The sequence below is a fragment of the Pseudomonas mohnii genome (genome assembly GCF_900105115.1).
Taxonomy (GTDB): Bacteria; Pseudomonadota; Gammaproteobacteria; order Pseudomonadales; family Pseudomonadaceae; genus Aquipseudomonas; species Aquipseudomonas mohnii.
Window position 1 is genome coordinate 474,580 of sequence record NZ_FNRV01000001.1, and the last position, 26,354, is coordinate 500,933.

Annotated in this window: 21 protein-coding genes; 19 read left to right on the plus strand and 2 right to left on the minus strand. The window is 61.1% G+C overall.

From position 1 onward, the window contains the following. Positions 1 to 328 precede the first annotated feature (328 nt). The 3 genes from BLV61_RS02085 (at position 329) to BLV61_RS02095 (ending at position 4,606) form a co-directional block, all read left to right on the plus strand. Positions 329 to 1,003 (plus strand): class II aldolase/adducin family protein, encoded by a 675-nt coding sequence (locus tag BLV61_RS02085; protein ID WP_047529605.1) that lies wholly within the window; start codon positions 329 to 331, stop codon positions 1,001 to 1,003. Positions 1,004 to 1,275: 272 nt separating this feature from the next. Next, positions 1,276 to 3,498 (plus strand): TonB-dependent receptor, encoded by a 2,223-nt coding sequence (locus BLV61_RS02090; protein WP_047529606.1) that lies wholly within the window; start codon positions 1,276 to 1,278, stop codon positions 3,496 to 3,498. Positions 3,499 to 3,550: 52 nt separating this feature from the next. Beyond that, positions 3,551 to 4,606, plus strand: coding sequence for an ABC transporter substrate-binding protein (locus BLV61_RS02095; RefSeq protein WP_090462185.1), 1,056 nt, complete (start codon positions 3,551 to 3,553; stop codon positions 4,604 to 4,606). Positions 4,607 to 4,727: 121 nt separating this feature from the next. On the opposite strand, the gene BLV61_RS02100 is transcribed toward BLV61_RS02095, so the two are convergent. Then, entirely contained in the window at positions 4,728 to 5,462 is a 735-nt protein-coding gene (locus tag BLV61_RS02100) for a class II aldolase/adducin family protein (protein ID WP_090462187.1), read from the minus strand. A 349-nt stretch (positions 5,463 to 5,811) separates the two neighbouring features. Between BLV61_RS02100 and BLV61_RS02105 the strand changes: the two genes are divergently transcribed. The 16 genes from BLV61_RS02105 (at position 5,812) to BLV61_RS02180 (ending at position 25,819) form a co-directional block, all read left to right on the plus strand. Beyond that, positions 5,812 to 6,981, plus strand: coding sequence for an LLM class flavin-dependent oxidoreductase (locus BLV61_RS02105; protein ID WP_047529609.1), 1,170 nt, complete (start codon positions 5,812 to 5,814; stop codon positions 6,979 to 6,981). A gap of 99 nt (positions 6,982 to 7,080) precedes the next feature. Further along, the gene (locus tag BLV61_RS02110; protein WP_090462189.1) at positions 7,081 to 8,862 is read left to right on the plus strand and encodes an ABC transporter ATP-binding protein; all 1,782 of its coding nucleotides are present in this window, start codon (positions 7,081 to 7,083) and stop codon (positions 8,860 to 8,862) included. Further along, positions 8,855 to 10,708: an ABC transporter ATP-binding protein gene (locus BLV61_RS02115; protein ID WP_090462191.1), complete on the plus strand. Its 1,854-nt coding sequence runs from the start codon at positions 8,855 to 8,857 to the stop codon at positions 10,706 to 10,708. The genes BLV61_RS02110 and BLV61_RS02115 overlap by 8 nt, the downstream gene beginning before the upstream one ends. A 217-nt stretch (positions 10,709 to 10,925) precedes the next feature. Further along, positions 10,926 to 11,981 (plus strand): ABC transporter substrate-binding protein, encoded by a 1,056-nt coding sequence (locus BLV61_RS02120; RefSeq protein ID WP_090462193.1) that lies wholly within the window; start codon positions 10,926 to 10,928, stop codon positions 11,979 to 11,981. 76 nt (positions 11,982 to 12,057) lie between these two features. Then, positions 12,058 to 13,104, plus strand: a complete 1,047-nt coding sequence (locus BLV61_RS02125; protein ID WP_090462195.1) for an ABC transporter substrate-binding protein — start codon at positions 12,058 to 12,060, stop codon at positions 13,102 to 13,104. Continuing rightward, positions 13,104 to 13,904 carry an ABC transporter permease gene (locus tag BLV61_RS02130; RefSeq protein WP_090462197.1) on the plus strand — a complete coding sequence of 267 codons (801 nt, stop codon included), beginning with the start codon at positions 13,104 to 13,106 and terminating at the stop codon, positions 13,902 to 13,904. Before BLV61_RS02125 ends, BLV61_RS02130 begins: the two co-directional genes overlap by 1 nt. Positions 13,905 to 13,913: 9 nt before the next feature. Next, complete coding sequence (locus BLV61_RS02135; protein WP_208604195.1) at positions 13,914 to 14,684, plus strand: ABC transporter permease; 771 nt, start codon at positions 13,914 to 13,916, stop codon at positions 14,682 to 14,684. A gap of 14 nt (positions 14,685 to 14,698) precedes the next feature. Further along, positions 14,699 to 15,517: an ABC transporter ATP-binding protein gene (locus tag BLV61_RS02140; protein ID WP_090462199.1), complete on the plus strand. Its 819-nt coding sequence runs from the start codon at positions 14,699 to 14,701 to the stop codon at positions 15,515 to 15,517. 224 nt (positions 15,518 to 15,741) lie between these two features. Continuing rightward, positions 15,742 to 16,833: a sigma-54 interaction domain-containing protein gene (locus tag BLV61_RS02145; RefSeq protein ID WP_090462201.1), complete on the plus strand. Its 1,092-nt coding sequence runs from the start codon at positions 15,742 to 15,744 to the stop codon at positions 16,831 to 16,833. 187 nt (positions 16,834 to 17,020) lie between these two features. After that, on the plus strand, positions 17,021 to 17,824 hold the full coding sequence (locus BLV61_RS02150) for an energy transducer TonB (protein ID WP_090462203.1): 804 nt from the start codon (positions 17,021 to 17,023) through the stop codon (positions 17,822 to 17,824). Positions 17,825 to 17,870: 46 nt separating this feature from the next. Beyond that, on the plus strand, positions 17,871 to 18,596 hold the full coding sequence (locus BLV61_RS02155) for a MotA/TolQ/ExbB proton channel family protein (RefSeq protein WP_090462205.1): 726 nt from the start codon (positions 17,871 to 17,873) through the stop codon (positions 18,594 to 18,596). A gap of 1 nt (position 18,597) precedes the next feature. After that, positions 18,598 to 18,999 carry an ExbD/TolR family protein gene (locus tag BLV61_RS02160; protein ID WP_047529628.1) on the plus strand — a complete coding sequence of 134 codons (402 nt, stop codon included), beginning with the start codon at positions 18,598 to 18,600 and terminating at the stop codon, positions 18,997 to 18,999. A gap of 210 nt (positions 19,000 to 19,209) precedes the next feature. Continuing rightward, positions 19,210 to 21,489: a TonB-dependent receptor family protein gene (locus tag BLV61_RS02165; RefSeq protein WP_090462206.1), complete on the plus strand. Its 2,280-nt coding sequence runs from the start codon at positions 19,210 to 19,212 to the stop codon at positions 21,487 to 21,489. Positions 21,490 to 21,540: 51 nt separating this feature from the next. Then, positions 21,541 to 23,133 carry a GMC family oxidoreductase gene (locus BLV61_RS02170; protein ID WP_090462207.1) on the plus strand — a complete coding sequence of 531 codons (1,593 nt, stop codon included), beginning with the start codon at positions 21,541 to 21,543 and terminating at the stop codon, positions 23,131 to 23,133. A gap of 11 nt (positions 23,134 to 23,144) precedes the next feature. Further along, on the plus strand, positions 23,145 to 24,554 hold the full coding sequence (locus BLV61_RS02175) for an aldehyde dehydrogenase family protein (protein ID WP_090462210.1): 1,410 nt from the start codon (positions 23,145 to 23,147) through the stop codon (positions 24,552 to 24,554). A gap of 35 nt (positions 24,555 to 24,589) precedes the next feature. Then, entirely contained in the window at positions 24,590 to 25,819 is a 1,230-nt protein-coding gene (locus BLV61_RS02180; protein WP_090462212.1) for an MFS transporter, read from the plus strand. Positions 25,820 to 25,876: 57 nt separating this feature from the next. Here the strand turns inward: BLV61_RS02180 and BLV61_RS02185 are convergent, their stop codons facing one another. Continuing rightward, positions 25,877 to 26,344, minus strand: coding sequence for a GlcG/HbpS family heme-binding protein (locus tag BLV61_RS02185; protein WP_341865073.1), 468 nt, complete (start codon positions 26,342 to 26,344; stop codon positions 25,877 to 25,879). Positions 26,345 to 26,354 lie beyond the last annotated feature (10 nt).

Consider the following 26,354-nt stretch of genomic DNA (forward strand, 5'->3'; position numbering starts at 1 on the left):
TCCACAGTTCGAAATAGTACCGACTTCACTTGTGCTGCTGGCATCCCTGGCAGCCCCCAACTCGGCGTTTGCCCACGCCCATCTGAAAAGCGAACTTGCGGCCGCAGACTTCACCGTCTGCACTCTCCAGCAACATGCCAGACTGCTTATCCGCTGCTGCATATCCAGCACATCTGAAGCATATTCCGCCTGTCACGGCAGGTATCGGGCCGCCCTGTCCTTGATCGCAGCAGCATAATCTCTGAAAACAACGTGATGGCACGGGCTGTGCTCTCCCGGGTGACGTGCGATTGCAATCGCACCGACAGTCCCTTCAGGAGAACCCAGTATGTCCGCTATTGAACGCACCACTGATATCGACTTGCTCGCCTATGTCGATCAGGCCCGGGTCGATGCCCTCCACGCCTTTGAAACGCTGCGGGCGAACGGCACGCTATCGGCGAGCCTGACGTTCCACATTTCCCATCGAATCCCCGGAACGGACCAGTTGCTGGGGATTCGTTTCCCCGGAGGCCTGGCACGCGACCAGACGCCGAAGATCAGCCTGTCGGCGTTCGCGGATCACCCTGACTCACTGATCAATGAAACACGCTTGCAAGCCGACACCGTGATCCATGCGCACACCGCCTGGTTGCCGGCCTGGTCATTGGCGCACAAGCCGTTTCCGATCCTCTATGTGGCAGCGGCCCGCCACCTGCTCGCGCGGGAAATCCCCAACCATCTGGAGCGCACGCGCAGCGCCCTGGAGGTGATTCGCGAACGTCTGGACAAGCACCCTGAACTGGCGCCGCCTCCGGCATTACTGGAATCCAACGGTGGCGCCAACTTCTGGGGCCAAGGGATTCTGAAGACCTCGGAGCTCATCCTCTTTGTCGAAGAGGCCGCGCGTTACCAGGCGATTGCCGAACAGTTGGGTGGTGCACAGGTGTACACCCCCGGCGCACTCCAATTGCAATGGAAACGTACCGGTTTACTCGAGCGGTCCAACGCCTATACCGGTTGATACATCCCTCCCCCTTCGAGCCCGGGTGCTGCTACAGCAGCACCCTCCCAGCAGGTGCGTCCAGACCAGCAGTCCGTTTGCTGAAAATGAACCAAGCCATCACCCTTCAATAATTTTTTTCCTTTATTTTCAAGTGGTTATATTTTATTTCGGTCTTTTTCATTTTCGGTACGGTTGTTGCGATATCCCCTGTAAACGGGCTGACACACAGACCCGACATTAGCCTTGCGAGAGTATTCAACCTCTCATTCGAAGCAGTAATGGGGAGCACTATGTTCAAACGCACACGTTTATCCATCGCGGTTGCTGTCAGCCTGGGAAGTCTCTGCATCAACAGCAGCTACGCCGACGAAAATCTCGATTCACAAGCGTCGGGCTCCAACGGATCGACCCTGGAAAAAGTCACGGTCACCGCCCAGAAGCGCGAAGAAACCGTACAGGAAGTACCCGCACCGATCTCGGTCCTCAGCGGCGACAAAATCCGCGAGGCGTCGTTGAACTCCGCCAACGAAATCACCCGCTTCATTCCCAACACCTCGGCGGGCACCACCGACGGTCACGGCCGCCCGCGCTGGTGGATTCGCGGCCTGGGTACCGGCGACCAGGGGGCCAACACCGTGAGCCCGGTCGGCATCTACATGGACGACGTTTACATCTCCAACATCAGCGCCACCGGCTTTCCGTTGTTCGACCTGGACCGTGTCGAAGTGCTACGAGGCCCCCAAGGGACCTTGTGGGGCAAGAACACCACAGGCGGCGCCATCAACTTCATCTCGAAAAAACCGTCCTTCAAGGAGGACGGCTATTACAAGCTGGACGCGGGCACCTACGCCAATCGTGCCGTTGAAGGCGCCGTTGGCGGCGCGTTGGTCGACGACAAACTCGCCGCCCGCGTTGCGATCCGTCATCAGGCCAATGACGGCTACAGCGAAAACAAAGCCAATGACAACGACCGTGGCGCCCTTGAGGATGACGCGATTCGGCTGCAGTTCCTCGCCGTACTGTCGGATGACCTGGAAGCCAACATCAACTTCCACAGCCGCCGTTACCACGACACCGGCAGCTCCAGCAGCGTCAACTATGGCACCGGACGAAACGGCAACAACCAGTTCGGCTATCACGTGGACCCCAAGCAAGGCGATGTGTATTACAACGCCAAAAACAGCGCGAGCATCGAACAGGATGGCGGCAACCTCAATCTGATCTGGCAGTTGGGCGACCTGCAACTGACATCGATCACCGCGCTCGAATCGTTCAAGCGCGATGCGCTGAGCGACAGCGACAACACGCCGCTGGAATTACAACGCAGCTACGCCTACGCCAACAGCCGACAGTTTTCCCAGGAGCTGCGCCTGGCCTCGCCCAGCACCGATCGGCTGAACTGGGTGGCAGGCCTGCATTACTTCAACGAAGACCTCGACTCCAAAGGCGCCAACGGCACGCTGGACAACACCTACATCAACCGCAGCTACAACCGAGTCGCGTACGACCAGCAGACCGAAAGCTACGCGATGTTCGGCAGCGTGACCTACAACTTCACCGACGACTTCAGCCTGACCGGTGGCTTGCGCTGGACCCGCGAGCGCAAGTCGATTGACTTGAACCGAGTGGCCAACGTGGGCCAGGCAAGCTTCGGTGGTGGCGACTGGTGGAAACCCGAGAATGTCACCTCGGCCCTGGGCGTCACCGCGCTGCAAGATGAAAGCAACACCTGGAGCGACTGGACCTACGACCTCACCCCGCAATACAAACTGTCGGAAAACGCCCGGGTGTACTTCCGCTACTCCAAGGGTTTCCGCTCCGGCGGCTACAACGCCGGCGTTACCACGCAATCGACAGTGGCCACCGTGGATCCGGAATACCTCACCGCTTACGAACTGGGGCTCAAGTCCGAGTGGTTCGATGGCCGCCTGAACGCCAACGCCAACCTGTTCTACTACGACTACAAAGACATCCAGTTAAACATCGTGTCCGCCGTCAACAACCAGACCGTGTCGCGCCTGGCCAACGGCGCACAGGGCGAGGCCTACGGCGCCGAGTTCGAACTGGAAGCGATACCGCTAGACAACCTGCATGTCAACTTCGGTCTCGGCCTGCTGCACACTGAATTCACCGACTACACCTCGGGCCCCAACGATTACTCGGGCAACAAATTCGTGCGCGCGCCGAACGTCTCTGCGGTCATCGGCGCCGACTACCGGATTCCATTGAATGTCGGTGGCGCCATCGTCGTCGGCACCGATTGGGACACTCGCAGCCGCCAGTACTACTTCACCAACGATCAAAGCCAGAACATGCGCAGCGGCGGCTACACCCTCGGCAATGCCCGGCTCACCTATGAACTGCCGGGCGGTAAAACCGAGGTCACCGGCTACGTGCACAACCTCACTGACAAGGAATATCGCAGCCATACCCTGCCCGGCGGCTTCCAGAGCGCCGGCGTGATGTTTGGCGACCCACGCACGTTTGGCGTTTCGCTGACCAGCCGCTTCTAATCAATCCCGGTGGCCGGTGTCTGCCGGTCACCGCCACACAAGGCAGATCCTTATGAAACTTTCGCGCTTGTTTCCTTCCCGCCTGCTAGTGCCCGCTTCGTTGGCGCTAGGGCTGTTCGCCAGTCAATTGAGCCTCGCGGCCGAACCGCTGAAAACCGTGCGCATCGCCACCGTCGCGTATTCGAATGCCGGCAAGATCACCTTCAACGGCCCGACCTATCTGATGGACAAGGATCCGTGGCTAAAGGAGCAATTGGCCAAACGCGGTGTCGAGCTGCAATGGGTGCCGGCCGCCACTGCATCGGTGGGCACCTTCGTCAATGAAGAATTCGCCAACAAGCGCATCGACTTCGCGTTCTACGGCGACCTGCCGAGCATCATCCTCAATTCCTCCGGCGTCTCGACCAGGCTGCTCGCGGCCGGCGGCACCGGTAACAATGTGTACCTGGTGGTGCCGCCCGACTCCACTGCACAGTCAATCGATGACCTCAAAGGCAAGCGCGTGGCCTTGCACCGGGGGCGGCCATGGGAACTGTCGTTCGCCAAGCTGCTGGAATCCCGGCACCTCAGGTTCGATGATTTCCGTATGTTCAATCTCAACCCCCAGGCGGGCGGCGCCGCACTGAGTGCCGGGCGCATCGACGGTTTTTTTACCTTGAGCGATGCGTACCTGCTTGAGGATAAAAAGGTCGGCAAGATCATCTGGTCAAGCAAAGAGGCACCGGCAGACTGGAAAATGCGCGCGGAGCTGTTCGGTGCCAGCGAGTTCATCGCGCAGCAGCCGGAAGTCACGCAATTGGTGGTGGATGCCTATCTGAAGGCGCTGCAATGGGCCTCGCAGCAACAGCACAAGGCGCAATACATCGAGCTGTTGTCGCAGTCGGGCCAGCCGCAGAGCGTGTTGCTGCGCGAAGTGGAAGGCGAGTCCTGGAAGGATCACTTCAGCCCGCTGATCAACGCAACCCTGCGCCAGCATTATCAGGACGGTATCGCCTATAGCCTCCAGGCCAGGCTGATACGCAAGGACGTCAAGGTAGATGACCTTCTTGACAACCGTTTCGTTGAACAGGGCCTGAAAAACCTGAACCTGACGTCAGAGTGGAAGTGACCATCGGCGGGGCGATTCTTGTGCAGAAGCGAGCCTGCTCGCGAAAACCGTCTGGACAACACGGGCATCCAGACAGCCCGCGTTATCGTTGACGACTATCGCAAGCAGGCTCATTCCTGCATCAGGCCGCGGTTTCCAGGAGTTTTTTGCCCTGCTCCCACAGACCGGTCATGTTCCATTGCTGCTCCAACACCCCCGGACCGAACTCCTTCGAGCCGCCCAGTCCTTCGGCCAGGCCCTGGAACCAGGCGCCCTCTTCGATCAGCAGGATCAGCTTGGACACCGAGATAATGCCGGCACCCCAGAAGGTCGCGCCGCCATTGGCCTCGAGGATCGCTTGCAGGTGTGGATTGCGCTCAAGGTTCTCGATGATGAAGTCCGGCTCCGGTTGACGACGGTCCACGTAGATCGGCAATTCGCGGGACAGGGTCACACGTTGCGAAGCCGCGTAGCGGATCGGCAATACCCGATGCGCGCTGGCCCAACCGCCCAACCAAGGGGTGTGAACGTGAATCACCAGATTGATTTCCGCACGCTCGGCGAAAACCTTTGCGTAACGCCTGCCGTTGCCACCGGCCTTGCTGCCGCTCAACGGCGAACTGCCGGCTGTGGATTCGTCCAGGTACAACACGCCGTCATAGTCAGCTACCACGGCACGGATTTCTTCGTCATCCGCCCAAGGGCCAGGTGCGTGCAGGGCGATCACCAGACGGCTCTCAGGCACACGCAGATAAGCCTGAAAGGTGTTGGTGGCAGTCAGGGTGCGGGTATTTTTCAGCACGCGATAGGCCTTGGCAAAATCGCGCTTGGCCTGATCCAGGTAAGTCAGTTGTTCGGCAGTCAACACGTGAGTCATGGCAAAACACTCCAACTAATCGATTGAGAATGCCGGACCGCTGTCCAGGCATGTCAACCTGCAGAGCACTTCCTGTGCCAGCTTGCGACAGATCGCTAACCCACTGTTTGCAAAGCTTTTTATTCGGCACAAAAGGATGTGGGCCAGACGCCGCCGCCCTCTTGCTGCATCACCAGCACGACCTGCTGATCAACTGCTGCTGCGCCAGCAGCCGCCAGCCATTGTGCCCACCAACAGCGCCAGAAGCCCCGCCCCACGGGCCTCCGAGGGCTTGGCACAGCCGTTGCAATTACCGCAACACCGCGGCTCTCGTACCGACCGGCCCGAGTTTATGATTCTGGAGTTTTTTATGAGTACCGAATTTTTCTGGCGCCTGCCCCTGGGCAGTGACGGGCATTATCTGGCAACTGACAAAAACACCCGTGGCGCCGCGATTCATCGTCCGGGCAACATTGCGCCAGGCCGGTTGCCAAACGGTGAGCCGGATGGTTTCACCTACATCGACTACATCGCGCAAGTGGCCAAGGCCGCCGAGCTCGCAGGCTTCGAAGGGGCGCTGCTGCCGACCGGCCCGGAGCCATGGATCGCCGCAGCGGCGCTGGCGCGGGAAACCCGCCGGATCAAGTTCCTGATCGCGTTTCAGGCCACCTGGACCTTGCCGGCATACGCGGCCCAGCAAGCGGCCATCTTGCAGAACCTCAGCCGTGGGCGTCTCGACTGGAACATCATCACCGGCGGCAACCCGGCGGCCCAGCGCGCCAACGGCGACTTCCTCAGCCATGACCTGCGCTACAAGCGTACCGGCGAATTCCTCGACATCATCAAGGGCCTGTGGGAGAACGAATCGTTCTCCTACCATGGCGATGTCTATCAACTGGAAAATGGTTCACTGCCACGCGGCCTGACCCAGGAGCGCAAGCCGAGCGTGTATTTCTCCGGGTTCTCCGACCCGGCGCTTGACGTTGCAGCCCGTCACGCCGATGTCTACCTGAACTGGGCAGAGCCGGTCGACAAACTCAAGCCGCACATTGAACGTGTGCGTGAGCTGGCCGACAAGCAAGGTCGGGAAGTGCGCTTCGGCATTCGTATTGACCTGTTCGCCCGTGAGACCGAAGAAGCGGCATGGTCGGAACTGCGCCGCCAGTACGATCGCATCGACGCCAGGACCAGCGAGTTCATCAAGAGCTTCGCCAGCGGTTCGGACTCCGTCGGTGCGGCCCGGCAGACGGCTTATCACCAGAACTCCGAACGCTTCGAAGACCTGATCATCGGCCCCAATCTGTGGGCCGGCTTCGGTAAAGCCAAACCTGGGCCGACGATTGGCCTGGTCGGCAGCCACGAGAACGTCGCCGAACGCCTGGCCGAATACCGCGACGCCGGTTTCTCGACCTTCATTCTGGCCGGCAACCCACACCTCGAAGAAGCCCTGCGCATTGGCCAGGAAGTGCTGCCACTGGTGCATCAACGGCCCGTCGCAGACGCAGCACCTGCGCCAAACAACTTGAAAATCGCCGGCTAATCAGCCGAACAAGCGTCACTCCCGCACCCTGCCCCGCACACACCCCGGTGTCTGCGGGGTTTTCACAATCCAGACATCGGTTTTGAAAGAAGTGAACCCATGATCGAGCATTACCCTTTGCTGCGCAGCCTGCTGATCTATCGAGAAATGCCGCGGCGCTTCGCCCTGACCGCCCTCCTGTTCTTCGTGGTCAGCGTCGGGCTGGCGGTACAACAATGCCTGGTCGGGCATGCCTTGAACGAAGTCAATAACGGCCAGGCCGTCATTCGCCTGGATGACGGCAGCCTGGATGCCAGTCGCGCATGGTTCTGGACAGGGCTGTTGCTCGCCGTGGCGCTGGTGCGCGGTGTTGCACAGTATGCCAGTGGCGTGTTGTCGCTGGTCCTCAGCCAGGCCCTGCTCACCCGTCTGCGCGAGCGTATCCTGCAGCAAGTGCAAACCCTGCCGCTGGGCTACCACTGGGAACACGGTATGGGCGAGATGATCAGCCGTACCACCCGTGACGCGGACAAGTTGCGCGATGCGCTGATCAGCTTCTGGCGGCAACTGGTGGAAACACCGTTGATCCTGTTGGCCACGGTGGGCCTGCTGGCCTGGTACGACGCCTGGCTGGGGCTGTTGCCGTTGCTGTTGACCGGTCTGGGCCTGTGGATTTTCGTGCGCCAGACTGAACGCCTGTTGATCCTCGACCGTGAAGTGGGCGCCGCCTACGACCGGGTCAATCAGGACCTCAGCGAAGGCATCGGCGGTGTCCGGGTGATCAAGTCGTTCGCGCTGGAGGCCGGTCGTATCGATCGATTCAGCCAGCAAGTCGGTTTCTTTGCCGAGCAGGCGCGCCTTGCCCTGGCGTTTGCCAGCTCACGGATTCCGCTGCCGCAACTGATCGTTGCGCTCAGCCATGTGTGGATTTTTGTCTATGGCGCCCTGCTGGTTCGCGACGGCCATCTGGGGATCGGTGAATGGGTCACTTCCCTACTGATTGCCACCACGCTGGTTTTCCGCATCGAAGGCATCGGCAGGGTAATGCAGGTGTTCGCCGATGCACGCTCGTCAGCCGAGCGCATCTGGCAATTGCTCGATGCGCCACAGACCATTCAAAGCGGAACCCAGGCGTTGTCGACGCGACCGCTGGGGTTGCGCCTGGAGCATGTCACCGTTCAAGCACCGGGTGGCGGTCGAAGCATTCTGCGCGACTGTAACTTCACGCTGCAGCCCGGCGAGGTCGTCGCCCTGGTGGGGGCCACAGGCGCCGGAAAGAGTCTGCTGGCAAGCCTGTTGCCGCGCCTGACTGACCCTCAAGAGGGTACGGTGTCGCTCGGTTCCAGCCGTGATGGCTGGCAGGACGTGCGCACACTCAAGCTGGAGGAGTTGCGCAAGCGCGTGCACGTCGTGCCCCAGGAAAGCTTTCTGTTTTCCGATACCCTCGCCGCCAACCTGCGCCTGGCCGCCCCCGGGGCGAGTGATGAAAGCCTGCGCCGGGGCTTGAGCCTGGCCGCTGCCGAGGAGGTGCTGGAACGCCTTCCCCACGGGTTGGACACCTCACTGGGCGACCGCGGCGTCACGCTGTCCGGCGGCCAACGCCAACGCATCAATCTCGCGCGCGCGCTGCTGGCACGCCCCGACATCCTGTGCCTCGACGACGCCACGAGTGCGCTGGACTCACTCACCGAACGCCGGGTGATCCACAACATTCGAGGCCTGCTGCAACACGATGGGCACACCACTACGTTGCTGATTGTCTCCAGCAAGCTGTCAACCATCCAGCTCGCCGATCGGGTGCTGGTACTGGCAGACGGGCACATTGCCGACAGCGGCACACACGCCGAGCTGGTCCAACGCAACGCTTTCTACCGTGACCTATTGGGGGTCGAACATGACTAATCCATTGCCCGGTAAAGCACTCAGCGATATCGAGATTGAGGAGGCACTGGCCAAAAAGGGGCTGGATCGCAGCATGTTCAGTCGACTGTTGCCGCTGCTCGGCCCAGTGCGCTCACGCATTCTGGCAGTGATCGGGCTTGAGTTGCTGCTGGTGGTCGCCGTGTTCCTGCGTCCCTGGTTTGTCCGCGAATTGCTCGACCGCGGTCTGGTCCGCCAAGGCGATGCATGGCTGCTCGATTTGACGCTGGTCAGCCTGCTGGGCGTGGGGCTCGCTGCCACCTGGGGTGCACGTTTCCTGCTGGCCGGCCTCTCGCAATACATTGCCGGCGGCGCGGCCATTCGCGTGCTCAACGACCTGCGGGTGCGAGTGTTCAGCCACGTACAGGCGCTGAGCATCGGTTACTTCGACCGGACCAAGGCCGGCCGGATCATTTCCCGCGCGGACCGTGACGTCGACAGTCTCGAAGCGCTGCTGATCCAGGGCCCGCCGGAACTGCTCGGCGCTTTGCTGCGTTGCAGCGTCGCGTCGATCATGTTGTGGCTGATCTCACCGGTGTTTTTCCTCGGTCTGGCGGGCATCGTGCCGTTGTTGTGCGTGGCGACCTGGAGCTTCAAGAGGATCTCGCAACGCACATGGGCCAGGGTTGCGGAAAACCGCAGCCGCTTCACCGCGCACCTGGTGGAAACCGTGGCCGGAGCACGCATGATTCAGCAATGCGTACAGCAGGACACGAACCGCTTGCGATATCGACGTTTGCTGGAAGACTTCAACGAAGCCTTGATTGGCGGCAACCTGCGCTCCGGTTGGTTCGCGCCCTTTACCGGGCTGCTCGCGGCGGTTGGCATGGCAATGTTGCTGATGCTGGGAGCGTATGGCCTGGCTCAACATCAACTGACAGTCGGGCAAGTCGCCGAAAGCCTGTTCTACGTGATGCTGTTCCTCGGCCCCTTGCAGGAACTGTCCGATCTGCTCGAGCGCTATGCCACTGGCTCGGCATCGGCCCAGCGGATTTTCCTGCTGCTCGATACCCAACCGGAAATCCTCGACAGCGACACCCCGGTCCCCCTCGAAAAAGCCCGCGGCGCGGTTAACTTCGAGCACGTGACGTTTGCTTATCAGCCGGGCGCAAAAGCCGTGATCGAGGATTTTGTCCTGCGTATCCCCGCTGGTGAAGTGCTGGCGCTTGTCGGCCCTTCCGGACATGGCAAGAGCACCCTGGTGCAACTGCTCACGCGATTTTATGAAGTGCAGCACGGTGCGGTGACACTCGATGGCATCGACATCAGGCAGCTGACGCAAAAGCAACTGCGCCGCAACGTAGGCGTCGTGCTCCAGGACAATGTGCTGTTCAGCGGCACGATCCTCGACAACCTGCGACTGGTCCGCCCGGACGCCAGCGATGAACAACTGATCGCGGCGGCACAGGCACTGGGCGCCGACGAAGTGCTGGAGCGACTGCCGCTGGCCTGGCACACCGAAGTCGGTGCACTGGGTGCCCACCTCAGCCATGGACAACGACAATTGGTGTGCCTGACCCGTGCGTTCCTCGCCGACCCGGCCGTACTGGTCCTCGACGAGGCCACCTCGGCTGTCGACATCCATACCGAACGACGCATCCAGAAAGCCTTGCGGCGCCTGTGTGAAGGACGCACGGCCATCATCATTGCCCATCGACTCGCGACCATTCGCGACGCCGACCGGATTGGCGTCGTGCGCAACGGCCAACTGATCGAGTTGGGCAACCATGCCGCGCTGCTCCATCAGGGCGGGGCCTACGCCGCGTTGTATCGCACCTACGAACACAACGAACACACGCCCGCCACGCCACAGCCTGCGAGCGCCTGATGCCGCTTTGGGTTGCTGATCATCCAACGACCTTGCTGATCCATTGCTGCTGCAGCAGCAACGGATCCTGACAGCACTCGCAACCATCCCGGCAAAGCCCCTTAAGCACGGGGCTTTGCCATCGAGTCACGGCGTGGCATGCCCGTTGCAATTGCCCTTTGCAATCGGTGATCAACCGCATCCGTGAAGACCTGCCGTAACCTATGGAGTAAGCACAATGTCCCATCCCCTCGAAACACTCTGGTACACCCGCTGCCCAGTGCCGACCGGCCTCGGCATCGCCGTTCAAAAGGGTTGGCTGGAAGAAGCCCTTGAACAGCAAGGCACGCGCATCCAGTCGTTGCGTGAGTCCAGCGAACAAGCCGTGCGCGAATCCCACTTTGATCACACCCTGCAGAACTCGGTTCGCCACGGCGGCAACATCCCCGCCATTTGGGCCAAGTCCAGCGGTCGCGACACACGGGTCATCGGCTTGTCATGGGCCGATGAAATCCAGCTGATCCTGACCCTGCCCGGCAGCGACATCAAAACCGTCAAGGACCTCAAGGGACGCAAGTTCGGCCTGCCGCACTGGGTCAATGCGCAAATCGACTTCACCCGCGCACAAGCGCTGCGCGGCCTGGAAAACGCGCTCAAACTCGAAGGTCTCGAGGTCAAGGATGTCGAGCTGGTGGATTACATCCACGGCGGCACGTTCAGCGATGAGGCCACCCAGGTCGTCAACGGCGTGGCCAACTTCGGCGGGCGTCGCAATGGTGGCCAGAACGCCGAGCTGGTGGGCCTGCTGCGCGGCGAAGTCGATGCCATTTTCCTCAAGGGCGCACACGCCGCCCAACTGGCCCACCAGTTTGGCCTGCACACCGTGATCGACACAGGCTCGCACCCGGACCCGTTGATCCGCTCGAACAACGGCACCCCACGCACGCTCAGCGTCGACAGCCATTTGCTGGATCAGCACTTCGACACGGCCGTGGCGATTCTGTCGTCGGTGGTGCGCGCCGAAGAGTGGGCCTGGACGCACCCACAGGACACCCGGCGCTTCCTGGCCCACGAAACCAACAGCAGCGAGTTCTGGGTAACTGCGGCGTATGGCACAGACGCGCACCAGCGACTGCGGACCAACCTCGATGAGCGCTCGATCAACGGCGTGCAGGACTTCACCGATTTCCTGCATCGCTGGAACTTCATCCCGGCGTCGTTCTCCGTCGCCGACTGGATCGACCCGCGTCCTCAGGAAACGCTGCGCAGTCTGGTGGCTACCCGCACCGGTTGACACATTGCCTCGGGCAGCCGGCTGTGGCCCCTGCCCGTTCCGATTTTCAGCGCCATGACCTGTCTGGATTGCCTGCATGACAAAACCTCTCGATACACTCTGGTACACCCATAGCCCGGTCCCCACCGGGCTGGGTATCGCTGTCGAATCCGGCCGTCTTGCCGAAGCATTTCGCCCTTACGGCACCAATATTCAAGGCTTGCGCGAATCCTCCGACCGGGAAGTGCGCGAGGCGCATTTCGACCACCACCTGGACAACTCGGTCCGTCATGGAGGAAATACCCCGGCGATCTGGGCCAAAGCCAGCGGCAAGAGCACCCGCGTGCTGGGTCTGTCCTGGAGCGACGAAGTCCAGTTGATCCTGACCACCCCGGAAAGCGGGATCAAAACCACCCGTGATCTGCGCAACCGGCGTTTCGGCATCCCCAAATGGGCCAACGTGCAGATTGATTTTGGTCGCGCCCAGGCACTGCGCTCCCTGGAAAACGCCCTGCAACTCGAGGGGCTGGGTATCGCTGACGTCGAACTGGTGGATTATCCCTACGGCGGTACTCACAGCGACGAACCGATCCAGCATGTGTTCGGCGCACAAATAGCCTTGAAGAATCGACGGCGCAACAATGAGTTGATCGGCCTGTTGCGCGGCGACATCGATGCGGTCTTCGCCAAGGGCGCACATGGAGTACTACTGGCTGAAGAGTTCGGGCTTCAGGTGGTGATCGATACCGGATCGCACCCGGACCCGATGATTCGCAGCAACATCGGTACTCCGCGTACCTTGACGGTGGATCAGCACATGCTCGACGAGCATTTCGATGCAGCGGCGTTGATCGTCGAAACCGTGTTACGGGCCGAACAGTGGGCCTGGAGCCACGCCGACGAAACCCGACGCTTTCTCGCCCGCGAACTCAATACCAGCGAATATTTCGTCGCCGCTGCCTACGGCGAAGACGCGCACCGCAGACTGGTCACCCGCCTCGAGGAAAGGTCCCTGCTGGCCCTGCAGGACCTGACCCGTTTCCTCCATCGGCATCATTTCATCGACCATGCCTTCAACGTACGCGATTGGGTTGATCCCCGGCCGCTGGAGTCGGTGCTGGGTAAAACCAGGCTGGCCATCTGATGAGCAGCCTGATCAGTGTCGCGGCTCAGCCCCGCGTGTTCATTCGACGGCTCCGGCCCAATCGGCTCAGCTGGTTTGTTTCGCCGCTCCTGGTGCTGCTGGCCTGGGCGCTGGTCGCGCAATCCGGCCGCTACTCCGAGCAGTTGCTGGTGCCACCGGCAGTGGTCTGGGACACCTTCAAGGACCTGCTGGACAGTGGCGAACTGCTTGAGCACACCCGCTTCAGCCTGAGTCGCCTGGGCCTGGGTTTCGCACTCGGCGCCAGCGGCGGATTGCTGTTCGGGATCGCCCTGGCCCTGTCGAAAACGGTCGAGGTGTATTGCTCGCCGTTGTTTCACACCCTGCGCCAGATCCCGTCTATTGCCTTGATCCCCATGTTCATCCTGGCCTTCGGCGTGGAAGAGACGTTCAAGATCCTGATCGTCACCAAAGCGGTGTTTTTCCCGGTCGCACTGGCTACCAGCGAAGGGATCAAGGCGATCCCGCGCAACTACTTTGAGCTCGGGCGAATTTACCGATTACCGCTGCGGCATCTGATCTTCGACATTGCTTTTCCGGCCGCCGCACCGCCGATTCTCACGGGAATTCGCATCGGCCTGAGCCGGGCCTGGATGGTCCTGGTGGCCGCCGAACTGCTGGCGGCCAACAGCGGCCTGGGGCAGATGATCGAGATGGCGCGACAGTTGATGCGCATCGACATCGTGATGGTCGGCGTGGTCGTGATCGGGCTGATCGGCTTCGTCCTCGACCATGGCTTTCGCCTGCTGGAAAAACGCCTGTTCCGCTGGAAAACCCGTTAGGAGAATCACATGAATTCACTGATTCACCTGCTGCGTAGAGGTCGTGGCTTGTTGTTGCCGATGGTACTGATCGGCCTGTGGGAAATCGCCTCGCGCCAGGGCAGCGCGCAGGCTTATGCGTTTGTACCCCTGGAAGTGATCGGCCAAGGCCTGGTGGAGTTGATCGACAGCGGTGCGTTGCTGATCAGCACGCTGGCCAGCCTGCAACGTACCTGCATCGGGCTGCTGCTGGGGGTCACGCTGGGTATTGCCGTTGGTGCATCCATGGCGATGTCGACCGTGGTCGAGCGGGTCATCGGGCCGCTTTACCACATGATGCGACAAGTGCCGATCCTGGGACTGATCCCGCTGATCGCCCTGTGGTTCGGCAGTGGTGAGGGAGCCAAGATACTGATCGTCAGCCTCGCCGCGTTCTATCCCATGACGCTCAACACCTTTGAAGGCTTCAGCCATATCGAACCACGATACCGGGAAGTCGGCCGGGTTTTCGAATTTGGACCGGTTCAGCAACTGACCCAAGTGCTACTGCCGAGCGCCCTGCCCTCCATCGCCAACGGTGCGCTGCATGCCCTGGCATTCGCCTGGGTGAGTTCCGTCGGTGTCGAGTTGTTTCTCTCGACTGGCGCGGGGCTGGGCAACCTGATGATGAATGCCGAGGCGGGCTCACGCATGGAAGTCGTGGTCATCGGCGTGCTCTGCATCGGCCTGCTCGGCTACGCAATGAACCAATTGTTCACGCGCTTGAGCCAGCACCTGCTGCGCTGGCGCGACACTCGTTAAAGGCTGGATCAATCATGAACGCATCACTCAAGCAACATTGGCTGGATCAGACCACCCACCTGCCGGGTTCCCTGGACATACGCGGCCTGGGCAAGCAGTACGCCATCGAAGGCAAACCGTTAACGGTGCTCCAGGACATCAACCTGTCGGTCAAACCCGGTGAATTCGTCAGCATCGTCGGTGCCAGCGGCTGCGGAAAATCTTCCTTGCTGCGTTTGATTGTCGGCCTTGAAGCCCAGTACAGCGGCGACATCCTGCTCGATGGAAAACGTATCGACTCCACCAGCCTGGAACGCGGCATCGTGTTCCAGGACCACCGCTTGTTCCCGTGGAAAACCGTCGAGCAAAACATCGCGGTGGCCCTGAAAAACCACCCCCTGACGAAAAAGGAGAAAACCCGACTGGTGGCTGAACACATTCAGCTGGTCAATTTGCAAGGGTTTGAAAATGCCTACCCGCATCAGTTGTCCGGTGGCATGGCACAGCGTGCAGCAATTGCCCGCGCGTTGATCAACAAACCGAAAATCCTCTTGCTCGACGAACCGTTTGGCGCCCTCGACGCGCTGACTCGCGTCCACCTGCAACGCGAGCTGCAACGCCTGTGGGTGCAGCAACGCAGCACGATGATCATGGTCACTCACGACGTCGAAGAAGCGCTGTACCTCGGCGATCGGGTGATCGTCATGGACGCTCGTCCGGGGCGCATCAAACACGAAATCCACGTCAACCTGCCCCACCCTCGCGAACGCCATTCGCCGCGCTTGCAGAAGCTCAAGGACGAGCTGCTGACCGAGCTGGTCGGCAGCGATCACGTCGAGGTTGCGCACGTGTAGGTTGTCATTAGCGCGTGGTTTCGTCGCTCCCGCGGTGATTGCCAGCGGGCCTTCAAGGGCGGGTTTGAGCCGTTACGGCCCCTTGCATCCCGGTGTTTTACAGCCACCGAAATCCAGCAAATCAATATTCCCTAAACGAATAACTAAATTCGAATTAAGAATTTTTTAATCTAAATGAATATCGTGCATGATTCTTCGGCGGTCTTAGCTACAGGAATAGCACCATGGCACTGATTACACATCCCCATGCTCGCGAACTGACCAAATCGGTCCGGGCCACCGTACTGGTGTTCAAGGACCCTCGTTCACTGGAACTGCTCAATCGCATTGAGCGCCTGGCGCCCAGCGATGCCAACGCGCTGATCATGGGCGAAACCGGCACCGGCAAAGAACTGGTCGCGCGGCACATTCACAATCTCAGTCATCGTCGTAACGAACCCTTCGTCGCGGTCAACTGCGGAGCGTTTGCCGAGACACTGGTGGAAAGCGAATTGTTCGGTCACGAGAAAGGCGCTTTCACCGGCGCCACCACCAGCAAGGCCGGATGGTTCGAAGCCGCCAAGGGCGGCACGCTGTTTCTCGATGAAATAGGCGACTTGCCGCTGAACATGCAAGTCAAGCTCCTGCGAGTGCTGCAGGAGCGCGAAGTGGTGCGCCTGGGCTCGCGCACGCCGATCCCGATCAATGTGCGTCTGGTGTCCGCCACCAACGTCAACCTGGCCGATGCTGTGGTCGCCGGCAACTTTCGCGAGGACTTGTTCTACCGTCTGCACGTCGCAACGATTCGCCTGCCGGCACTGCGTGAACGGCCGGGCGACATCCTTCCCCTGGCAGAATTTTTCCTTGAAGAACATTGCCAGCGACTTGGCTACAACCGCGCCACATTGAGCCCGGAATGCGAACGCAAGCTGCTCGAGCACAGTTGGCCGGGAAACATCCGCGAGCTGGAAAACTCCATTCATCACGCGTTGCTCGTGTGCCTGAACAAGCGTGTGCAACCGGAAGACTTGCACCTTGTGGACATGCGCAACCACGGCGCTCGCGCGAACGGTTCGCCATTGGCCGTTGCTACCGCCCAGTCGCCTGCGAGCCTGGAAGAAGCACTGGCAAAACTGTTCGAACAGAACCTGCCAAACCTTTACGAGCACATCGAAGAAACGGTGTTTCGTGAAGCCTATCGGTTTTGCCATGGCAATCAATTGCAGACCGGGAGAGTTCTGGGCATCAGTCGCAACATTGTGCGCGCCCGTCTGGAAAAGATCGGCGTACTCGCTCAATCGCCGCGCAGCGCCAGCCTGGAGGCCGCTAAACACTGAGCCTGCTTGCTGCTACAGCAGCAGTCGGACAGCAACGTTGCTGCGTGAATGGCAGCTCCCCATCGAGTAATGAACACCACCGAGGCCTCCTCCCCCAAAGCCGACAGCCACCAGGCCCGTTTGGAAAGGTTGGGCACAGTAATTGCTCTTTTGCTCTGTACAGCCTTTTTCATAACTGGAGTCAGTAATGGGCAAAGTCCAAACCACTGCCGCGGTGCCGGAGGCGCTATGGAGCCAGGCGCCGGTTGGCGCGCTGGTCGACCTCGGCCGGGCACCTCGAGAGCCGTTGGAGCGACTGCGGTTGCAGCGAGCACCCAAAGACGTGTTAAGCCGCCGTGAAGGCGTCTTGCTCGGGGTGCTCGCGTTGTTGGCACACGGCGCGGTGATCTTCTGGATCATTCAGCAACCGACCACGGTATTGCCTGTCGTGCCGCCGCAGATTCCGCCGATGACCATCGAGTTCTCGCAACCGGCACCACCCGTCGTCGAACCGCCACCGCCTCCGCCACCACCGCCACCCGTGGTCGAACCACCGCCGCCCATCGTCGACGAACTGGCCGCGAAACCAGCGCCCAAGCCGATTCCAAAACCCAAGCCCGTGGTCAAGCCGGCGCCCAAGCCTGTACCCAAAGCGGTCGAGCAACCGCCGGCGCCACCACAACTGCCAGCACCGGTCGCAGCACCGCCCGCCCCTGCGGCACCCGCTCCGGTGACGCCGGCTTCGGCCAATGCGGCGTACCTGAAGAACCCGGCGCCGGAGTACCCGTCGCTGGCGCAGCGTCGCGGTTGGGAAGGCACGGTGCTGTTACGGGTCCAGGTTCTGCCGAGCGGCAAACCGGGTGAGATCCAGATCCAGAAAAGCAGTGGTCGCCAGCAACTCGACGACGCGGCGTTGAATGCCGTGAAACGCTGGAGTTTCGTACCGGCCAAACAGGGCGATGTCGCCCAGGTCGGCTGGGTCAGCGTGCCCATCGATTTCAAAATCAATTAATGACTGAGGGGCGTACTCATCGCGCCCCATGCCGAGGGAAAACATCATGACGTTACTGGCCTCTCCACTTGAATCCATCGAAAGCGCGGTCATCTGGCTGCTGGTGGTATTTTCCGTCGCCACCTGGGGCCTGGCCCTGCTCAAGGGCGTGCAATTCGGTCGCCTGAAAGCGCAGGATCGCAGGTTCCACAAACAGTTCTGGGCCGCGCCGAGCCTGGGCTCGGCTGCGGCATTGGCCGACACCCAACCCGGTGCCGCGGCACGCGTGGCACAGGCCGGTTATGCCGCGATCCAGGTCGGTGAAACACCGCATGCGGCTGACCTGAGTCAGGCGATCAATCATCAGGACCGCCTCGAACGCGCCTTGCGCCAACAGATCGTAAGGGAACGCCGGTCGCTGGAAACCGGGCTGGCGGTGGTCGCGAGTATTGGCAGTACGTCGCCGTTCATTGGTTTGTTCGGCACTGTGTGGGGCATCATGGAAGCCTTGAAAGGCATCAGCGCGGCCGGTTCCGCCAGCCTGGAAACCGTCGCCGGCCCCATCGGGGCCGCCCTGGTCGCCACTGGCGTGGGGATTGCAGTCGCCGTGCCCGCGGTGCTGGTCTACAACTACTTCCTGCGGCGACTGAAGCTGACCGCTGCCGACCTCGACGATTTCGCCCATGATTTCTACAGCCTCGCGCAGAAGAGCGCATTCCGTGTCCAGGTGAATCCGGTCACCCGCAAGGTGGCGGTCCCGGGCAACGCGCACAAAGTGCAGGAGGCTTCCTGAGATGGCCTTCTCCACGCAAGACAGCGACGAGGTGCTGAGCGAGATCAACGTGACACCGCTGGTGGACGTGATGCTGGTACTGCTGGTGGTGTTCATTGTCACCGCCCCCCTGCTGACCAACGCCATTCCGATCAATCTGCCCAAGACCGAAGCCGTGGCACCGGTCGAGCAAAAGGACCCGTTGGTGGTGAGCATTGATGCGGCCGGCAAGCTGTTCATCAACAAGGACGAGATCCAGCCGGACTTGCTGGAACTCAACCTGCAGGCGGCCAAGGCCAAGGACCCCGACGTGCGGGTGCAATTGCAGGCCGATGACGGGGTGAACTATGGCGAAGTGGCGCGGGCGATGGCATCGATCGAACGCGCCGGCATCACCAAGCTGTCAGTGATTACTGCGCGATAAAACTCCTCTGGTTTTTGCGGGCCGTCCTCTGCATGGAGACGGCCCTTTTTTTGCCTGCTGCGCCAGCAGCACCCTTCCCGCACACCTGCTGAACGCCCAGCAGCATTCGCCGAAAAAATACATATAACTTATTGTTTTTTATGCATTTAATTTAATGGCATATCGCTTGCAACGCGGTTCCCATCGTTTTCAAACCGTGGAACTAGACGTATGCAATATCTGAGTGGATTCAAACACACAAGCCTGGCCATTTCGGTGTCCGGCACTTTGCTGATATCGGGTTATGCCACTGCGCAAACCCAGGACTCAGTGCTCGACACCGTTGTCGTGCAGGGGCAGAGCGAGACCGCCGAGACCTTTGTCGGCGATGCGAAAAAAGAGAAGGCACCTGAATCCAGAGCCACGTTGAGCAAGGCCCAACTGGAGAAATTTGTCGGCCTGGACAGCGCCGTCACGGGCGCACTGAAGTACCTGCCGGGGGTGCACTCAAGCGGCGGCGATTCCAGCGGCATCACCGAAGGTTCGCTGAACATTCGCGGGTTCTCGCAAGATCAGTTGGGCTTTACCCGCGATGGCATTCCGCTGAACGACCCGCAGTTCTTGACACCCCACGCGGACTTCCTCGGTGACCCGGAGAACTATGAATCGGTGTCGGTGTTGTACGGCTCCGCTTCGATCAACGCACCGACCCTGACCGCCAGCGGCGGCAGCGTCGAGATCAAATCAGTCGCCCCGACCAAGGAAAGCGGCGTTCTGTACAAGCAAAACATCGGCAGCAACAACCTCTATCGCTCATTCGTGCGGGTCAATACCGGCGAGTACGAGGGCCTGTCAGCGTGGCTGTCGGCATCGCGCACCACTGGCGATCTGTGGGACGACTCGGACGGTGAGCTGTCGTCCAATCGCTACGAAGGCAACCTGCAATACAAATGGGGCGATGGCAACCAGATCAATGCGCTGTTCTCCAGCTTCCTGATGCGCACCAACACCTATCTGTCGCCGACCCTGGCGCAGTACCGGGCCAACGATTACGACCACGGCTACCCGCGCAATGTCTACCCCACCGAGGGTGGCACCGATGGCGTGGCCGACATCACCGTGCCCGGTAGCAGCGCGGAAAACTCACGGGCCGACTTCAAAATCCAGACCTATGGCCTCAACGGCCTGTTCAATCTGTCCGACGGCGCCCAGTTGAAGATCAATCCGTACTACGTACGCGTCACCGAAGGCACGGCGTCCATCGCCACGGCGGCGGTAAACGAACGCAAGCTGGGCACTGACGTCAACCTTGACGGCGATGCATTGGACCCGGTGGTGCCGGCATCGCTGCAACTGTTCCCGACCCAATACCGTATCGGTTCGAGCAATAGCCTGGATTTGACCCTTGCCGAGAACAACGTCCTGCAACTTGGGCTCTGGGCCGACTACACCCACGCGCGCAATCAGTTCGTGTTCACGCCGATCAAAAGCAACGGCAAACCGGCCAGCATCGATGGCAGCGACTCGATCCGCGATAGCCGCGGCAATATCGTCTACAACACCAACCAGGCAAATCAGATCACCACGCAGAAACTCTGGGTTCAGGACACCTGGAACATCAACAGCGCGCTCGCCCTGACCACTGGCCTGGCCTGGCAACACACCGAGCTCAAGGGTGCGGACCGCCTTAGCGGCTACGACAACACCGAAGACTACAACCGTTTCCTGCCCAGCCTGAGTCTCAGCTACCAGCTCGATCAGCAAAACCAGCTCTACTACAACACCACCTCGAATATGCGCGTACCGGCCATCGCATCGGTTTACGGCCGAATCAACGGCGGCGCAAAGCAGAAACCCGAGCTGACCTGGAACCAGGAGATCGGCTGGCGCTACAGCACTGACACGACGCTGGTCAGCGCCGCGGTGTTCTACGACAAGTTCAAGGACCGCCAGGCCGCCTATTCACCGGTGACCGGCGTGACCGAGTACTTCAACGCCGGCAACGTCACCACCAAGGGCCTGGAACTGGCGGTGAACGGCAAGCTGCCGGCCAACTTCAACTACTTCGGCTCATTCACCTGGCTCAGCTCGACCCAGGACTCGGATTACAGCGCCGCCGGTCTCACCGCCGACACCCAGGGCAATCAACTCTTCGACGCCCCCCATCGCCTGGTCAGCGCGGGCATCGGCTATGACAACCAAGCGTTCTACGCCAACTTCCTCGGGCGTTACACCGGCAGCTACTACGGCGACCTGGCGAACACCCAGAAAATCGGCGGTTACACAATCTTCGACCTGAACCTGGGGTATCGCTTCAAGGACTTGGTCAGCGGGCTCAAGGAAACCACCATCAGCCTTAACGCCAACAACATTTTCGACAAGCAATACCTCTCCGGCGTCAAGTCCGGAACCATCAACGCCGACCCGACCAACCCCGACTTCTACGGTGCGCCGCAGTACTACAAAGGGCAGCCACGCTCGTTGGTCGCCTCGCTGACTGTCGGTTTCTGAACCGCCCTTTCGATTTTGCAAGGGACGGTCTGACCGTCCCGAGGAGCAGGCATGTGCATTGAACATTACGACTACATCATCGTCGGAGGCGGCAGCGCCGGCAGTGTCATTGCCAACCGGCTGTCCGCACGCACCGACCGGCGCGTGTTATTGATCGAGGCCGGCGCCGACACACCCGACAGCAACACCCCGGCGGAAATCCTCGACGGCCTGCAACCCTGGCGCCCGCGTCTGGCGGGCGAGCGGTATTTCTGGCCGGACCTGACCATTTTGCGCGCCAGCGAACACCCGGACATCCCGCGAGAAGCCCAGGTGTATGAACAGGGGCGCATTCTCGGCGGCGGCTCGAGCGTCAACATGATGGTCGCCAACCGAGGCTTGCCTCGCGACTACGACGAGTGGGCGCAACAAGGCGCCGATGGCTGGAACTGGCAAGGGGTGCTGCCGTATTTTCGCAAGCTGGAGCGCGACCTCGACTTCGGCCTGAGCGACCCGGAGCAACACGGCCATGAGGGTCCGCTGCCGATTGCCCGCGTCGACTCACGATACTGGGGCAGTTTCACCCGCGCCTCCGCGCAAGCCTTGCAGGCCCTGGGCCTGAACAATATCGTCGATCAGAACGGGCGGTTCGAGGACGGTTACTTCGCCCCGACCGTAGCCATCGAACATGACCAACGGGTGTCGAGCGCTCGTGCTTACCTCACCCCCCAAGTGCGTGCCCGCAGCAACCTGACCCTGTGGACCGACACCCCGGCGCGACAACTGATCCTGAGCGGCAACCGGGTGACCGGGGTGCAAGTCCTGCGCGACGGCAAGCGGCTGGAGGTATCGGGCAACGAGGTAATCCTGACCGCCGGGGCGCTGCAATCACCGGCGTTTCTGTTGCGCGCCGGTATCGGCCCGGCGGACCAACTGCGCGATCTGGGCATTGCGGTCGTCGCCGACCGTTCAGGCGTTGGGCGCAACCTGTGGGACCACAGTTCGATCGGACTCACCGCTACCCTGCACGACCCGCTCGCACCGAGCGACGAGCCCGGTGCCGCCCACTTGCTCGCCGCACGTGTTTCGTCCGGTGTCGCCCCCGGCGTGCCGGCGGATTTATACCTGGGCATCGCGCCCAATGCCGCGCTCGGTACCGCGAGTGCGGTGCTATGGGTGAATAAACCGAGTTCCACGGGCCACCTGCGGTTACGCAGCGTCGACCCGATGGATTACCCGGCGGTGGAGTTCAACCTGCTGTCGGACCGGCGCGATCTGGATCGATTGCGCGAAGGGTTGCGTGTACTTGCCCGTGTGTTCGCCGACCCGGCGGTAGCCGCATTCAGTGGGCCGCCGCGCTTGAGCCGTTTCGCCCAGGCCTCGACCGATGGACCGCTGCTTTCCGAACTCCTGGCCAACGACGTGGCGCTTGAGCGCTACCTGCGCACCCACGTCGGTGGTGTCTGGCATGCCAGTGGCACCTGCCGTATCGGTCGATCCGATGACCCGCTGGCCGTGGTCGATCACGCCGGCAAAGTGTATGGCGTACAGGGCTTGCGGGTGGCCGACGCTTCGGTGATGCCGAGCATTCCAGCCGCCAACACCAACCTGCCGACCCTGATGATCGCCGAGAAAATCGCCGACGCCATTCTTGCCGACGCTTGAGGACCTTTACCATGACCCACTATGCCTTGTTGATCGATGGGCAATTGCAAACCGCTGAACACCTGGATGAGGTGCTCGATCCTGCCACCGAACAGGTCGTCGGCTACGCCGCGCGTGCCAGCGAAGCTCAGGTCGATGCAGCAGTTGAAGCGGCGCAACGTGCGTTTGCCGCCTGGGCTGCCGACCCGCAGGCGCGACGCCATGCACTGGCCCTGGCCGCGGCAATACTGCGGGAAAACAGTCAACAGATCGCTGAACTGATCAGCCTCGAGCAAGGACGGCCCGTGCGCTTCACCCTTGGCGAAGTGGCTGGCGCAGCGGCTACGTTCGATCACTACGCCAGCTTTGAGACACCACCCGCCGAAGTACTGCGCGATGATGAACAGCGCCTGGTGCGTATTGAACGACGCCCCTTGGGTGTCGTCGCAGCCATCACCCCCTGGAACGTGCCGATCATCCTGCTCGTGCTCAAACTCGCTCCGGCGCTGCACGCCGGCAACACCCTGGTGGCCAAACCGTCGGAGCACACGCCGTTATCCACATTGTTGCTGGGGCATTTGTTGAAGGATGTATTCCCGGCCGGCGTACTGAACATTGTGGCCGGTGACGGCGCAATCGGTGAGCGGTTGAGCCGTCATCCGCAGGTTCGGCATATCACCTTCACCGGCAGTGTTGCCACGGGCAAGAACCTGTATGCAGGCGCCGCCGACGATCTGAAGCGCCTGACCCTGGAGCTGGGCGGAAATGACGCGGCACTGGTGCTGGCAGACGCCGATATCCCTGCTATCGCCGAGTCGCTGTTCTGGGGCGCGTTCTGGAACAGCGGCCAGGTGTGCTTTGCGATCAAGCGGTTGTACGTGCACCAGAGCCTGTTCGAACCGCTGGTTGCCGCGCTGGTGGCACGCGCCGAAAAAACCCGCCTGGGCAGCGGCCTGGACCCCGACACCGAATTGGGTCCGCTGACCAATCGCCAGCAACTGGAACGGGTCAAGGCTCTGGTGGCCGACGCCCGCGCCCACGGTGCTGTGGTTCATACCGGCGGCACACAGCCTGATGGCCCCGGCTACTTCTTCGCTCCGACCATCGTCAGCGGCATAGCCGCCGGTGTCGCGCTCGTCGATGAAGAGCAGTTTGGCCCGGTGCTGCCGGTGATTGCCTTCGACGATGTCGAGGATGCGATCCGCCAGGCCAATGCCAGCCCCTTCGGCCTCGGCGCCTCGGTCTGGACCCGGGACGTTGCCCGGGGCGAAGCCATTGCGCGACGCCTCGACGCCGGTCTGGCATGGGTCAACCAACATCTGGACGTGCACCCCGGCGCACCGAAGGGCGGCTACAAATGGAGCGGCCTGGGCTACGAAGGCGGCCTACGCGGCTATGACGCCTTCAGCGACCTTCAAGTCATTAACATTGCCCGGCGCTGAGCCTGGCCCCCATCCCAACCATCAAGGATTTTCCTATGCGTGCAGGTAGCTGGCCCTCGATTATTCTCACCCTCGCATTCGCCGTGATCATTGCGGCGTGCCATGGCAAAACCATTCTGTTGATCGCCGACATTGCCAAGGCCTATTCGGTCAGTCCCTCTCACGCCAGTTGGGTGGTCTCGGCGGTGGCCATCGTCGCCGCCCTGGCCTCGCCCATTGTCAACTGGGCCGTGGCGCGGGTGGGCGAGCGGCGCTCGATTATCTCGGGGTTACTGGTCGCGGCGCTCTCCAGCTACGCCGCCAGCCGCAGCGAAAACTTCTTCGTATTGCTGACTCTTCGAGTGATCGAAGGCGCCGGCTACATCTGCGTGGTGCTGAGTGCGTTGGCCCTGTTGATCCACACCACGGCGGGCAAACGACGCACCAGTGCCCTGGCGTTCTGGTCGGTGGCTTCACCACTGGGTGGTGCCATCGCGATTTTCGCGGTGTCGCCCTATATCGGCGGTGCTCATGAAGAATGGCGCATAGCGTTCAGCGGACATGCGGTAGTGCTGTTACTGCTGTTGCTGGCCACCCCGCTACTGCCATCGATCAACCTCGCCAACCGCGTGGAGCGCAAACCGCTGTCACAGGTGTTCCGGATCTATGCCGACCCGTCGGTGCTGCGTCTGGCGCTCGCGGTCGGCGCACCGCTGACCGTGGCGCTGGGGCTGATTACCATTACGCCGACCTACCTGATTAACGTGTTGAATGTGGCACCTGCGACGATCGGGGTGATTTCCACTGTCGGAATTCTCTCGAGTGTGGTGGCTGGACTGTTCGCAGGCTTCATTCTCAACCTGCGCTTGATTGGCCCGTTAAGTGTGGTGACCAGCGCGTTGATCGGTGTCGGCCTGGAAGTCCTGGTGTTCATTCCGGGTGTAAGCGCCGAGTGGGCGATTGGGGCAAAAGTGATACAGGGCTTTTTCACCAGTTTCGTGGTGGCCTGGGTGTTTACCAGTATCCCGAAGATGACCCGTAATGGCGATGTGATGGGGGCCGGCGGCATCGCGGAACAGGCACTTTATCTGTCGATGTTTCTCGGCCCGGTGCTGCTCTACCCGCTGTTCACACTGCCCTCGCGCCTGCCGTTTTTTGCAACCTTGATCGTTGCCAACCTGCTGCCGTTATTTCTGCTGCCACTGGGCCTCAAGCGCAACGACGACAGCGGTTCGTTCGAGCCCCGGCAAAACAGCTTCAGCACAGAGGAAGTCACCCACGGCTGAATTAATCGGCCATCTCGCACTGCATCACGTAGAGCACGAGCAGCTTCCAGGCTGACTTCAGGATGAAATCAGCAGCGCTCGGACCTGTTCAACGGCGGCGCGGGCACAACACTCATCGATGGTTTCGGAGGCGCCGGAAACACCAATGGCACCAATCACCTGTCCATCATGCAAAAAGGGCTCTCCCCCACCGAACATCGCCATGTTGCGCTGCAGCGGTAACCCCTGACGGACGCCTTCCGAGCATTTTTCCAGACGCTCCTGCCAAGCCTTGGTGGAAATGCCAAACCCTGCGGCAGTTAGCGCTTTGTTCAGCGCGATATCCCGCGATTGCCTGGGCGCCATGTCCATATGCGCGCTGTGAATCGGTTGCCCGCCAGCATCGACGACCACGATGCTGATGCGTACTTGCTCTTCTTCGGCCCTGTCCAAAGCCGATTGCAGCGCCTGCATGGCCAGTCTCAGGGTGATGGTGGATTGCTGTCGTACAAGTTCGTTCATGCTGTGGCCTTGTCTCTTGGGCATACGTTGAGGT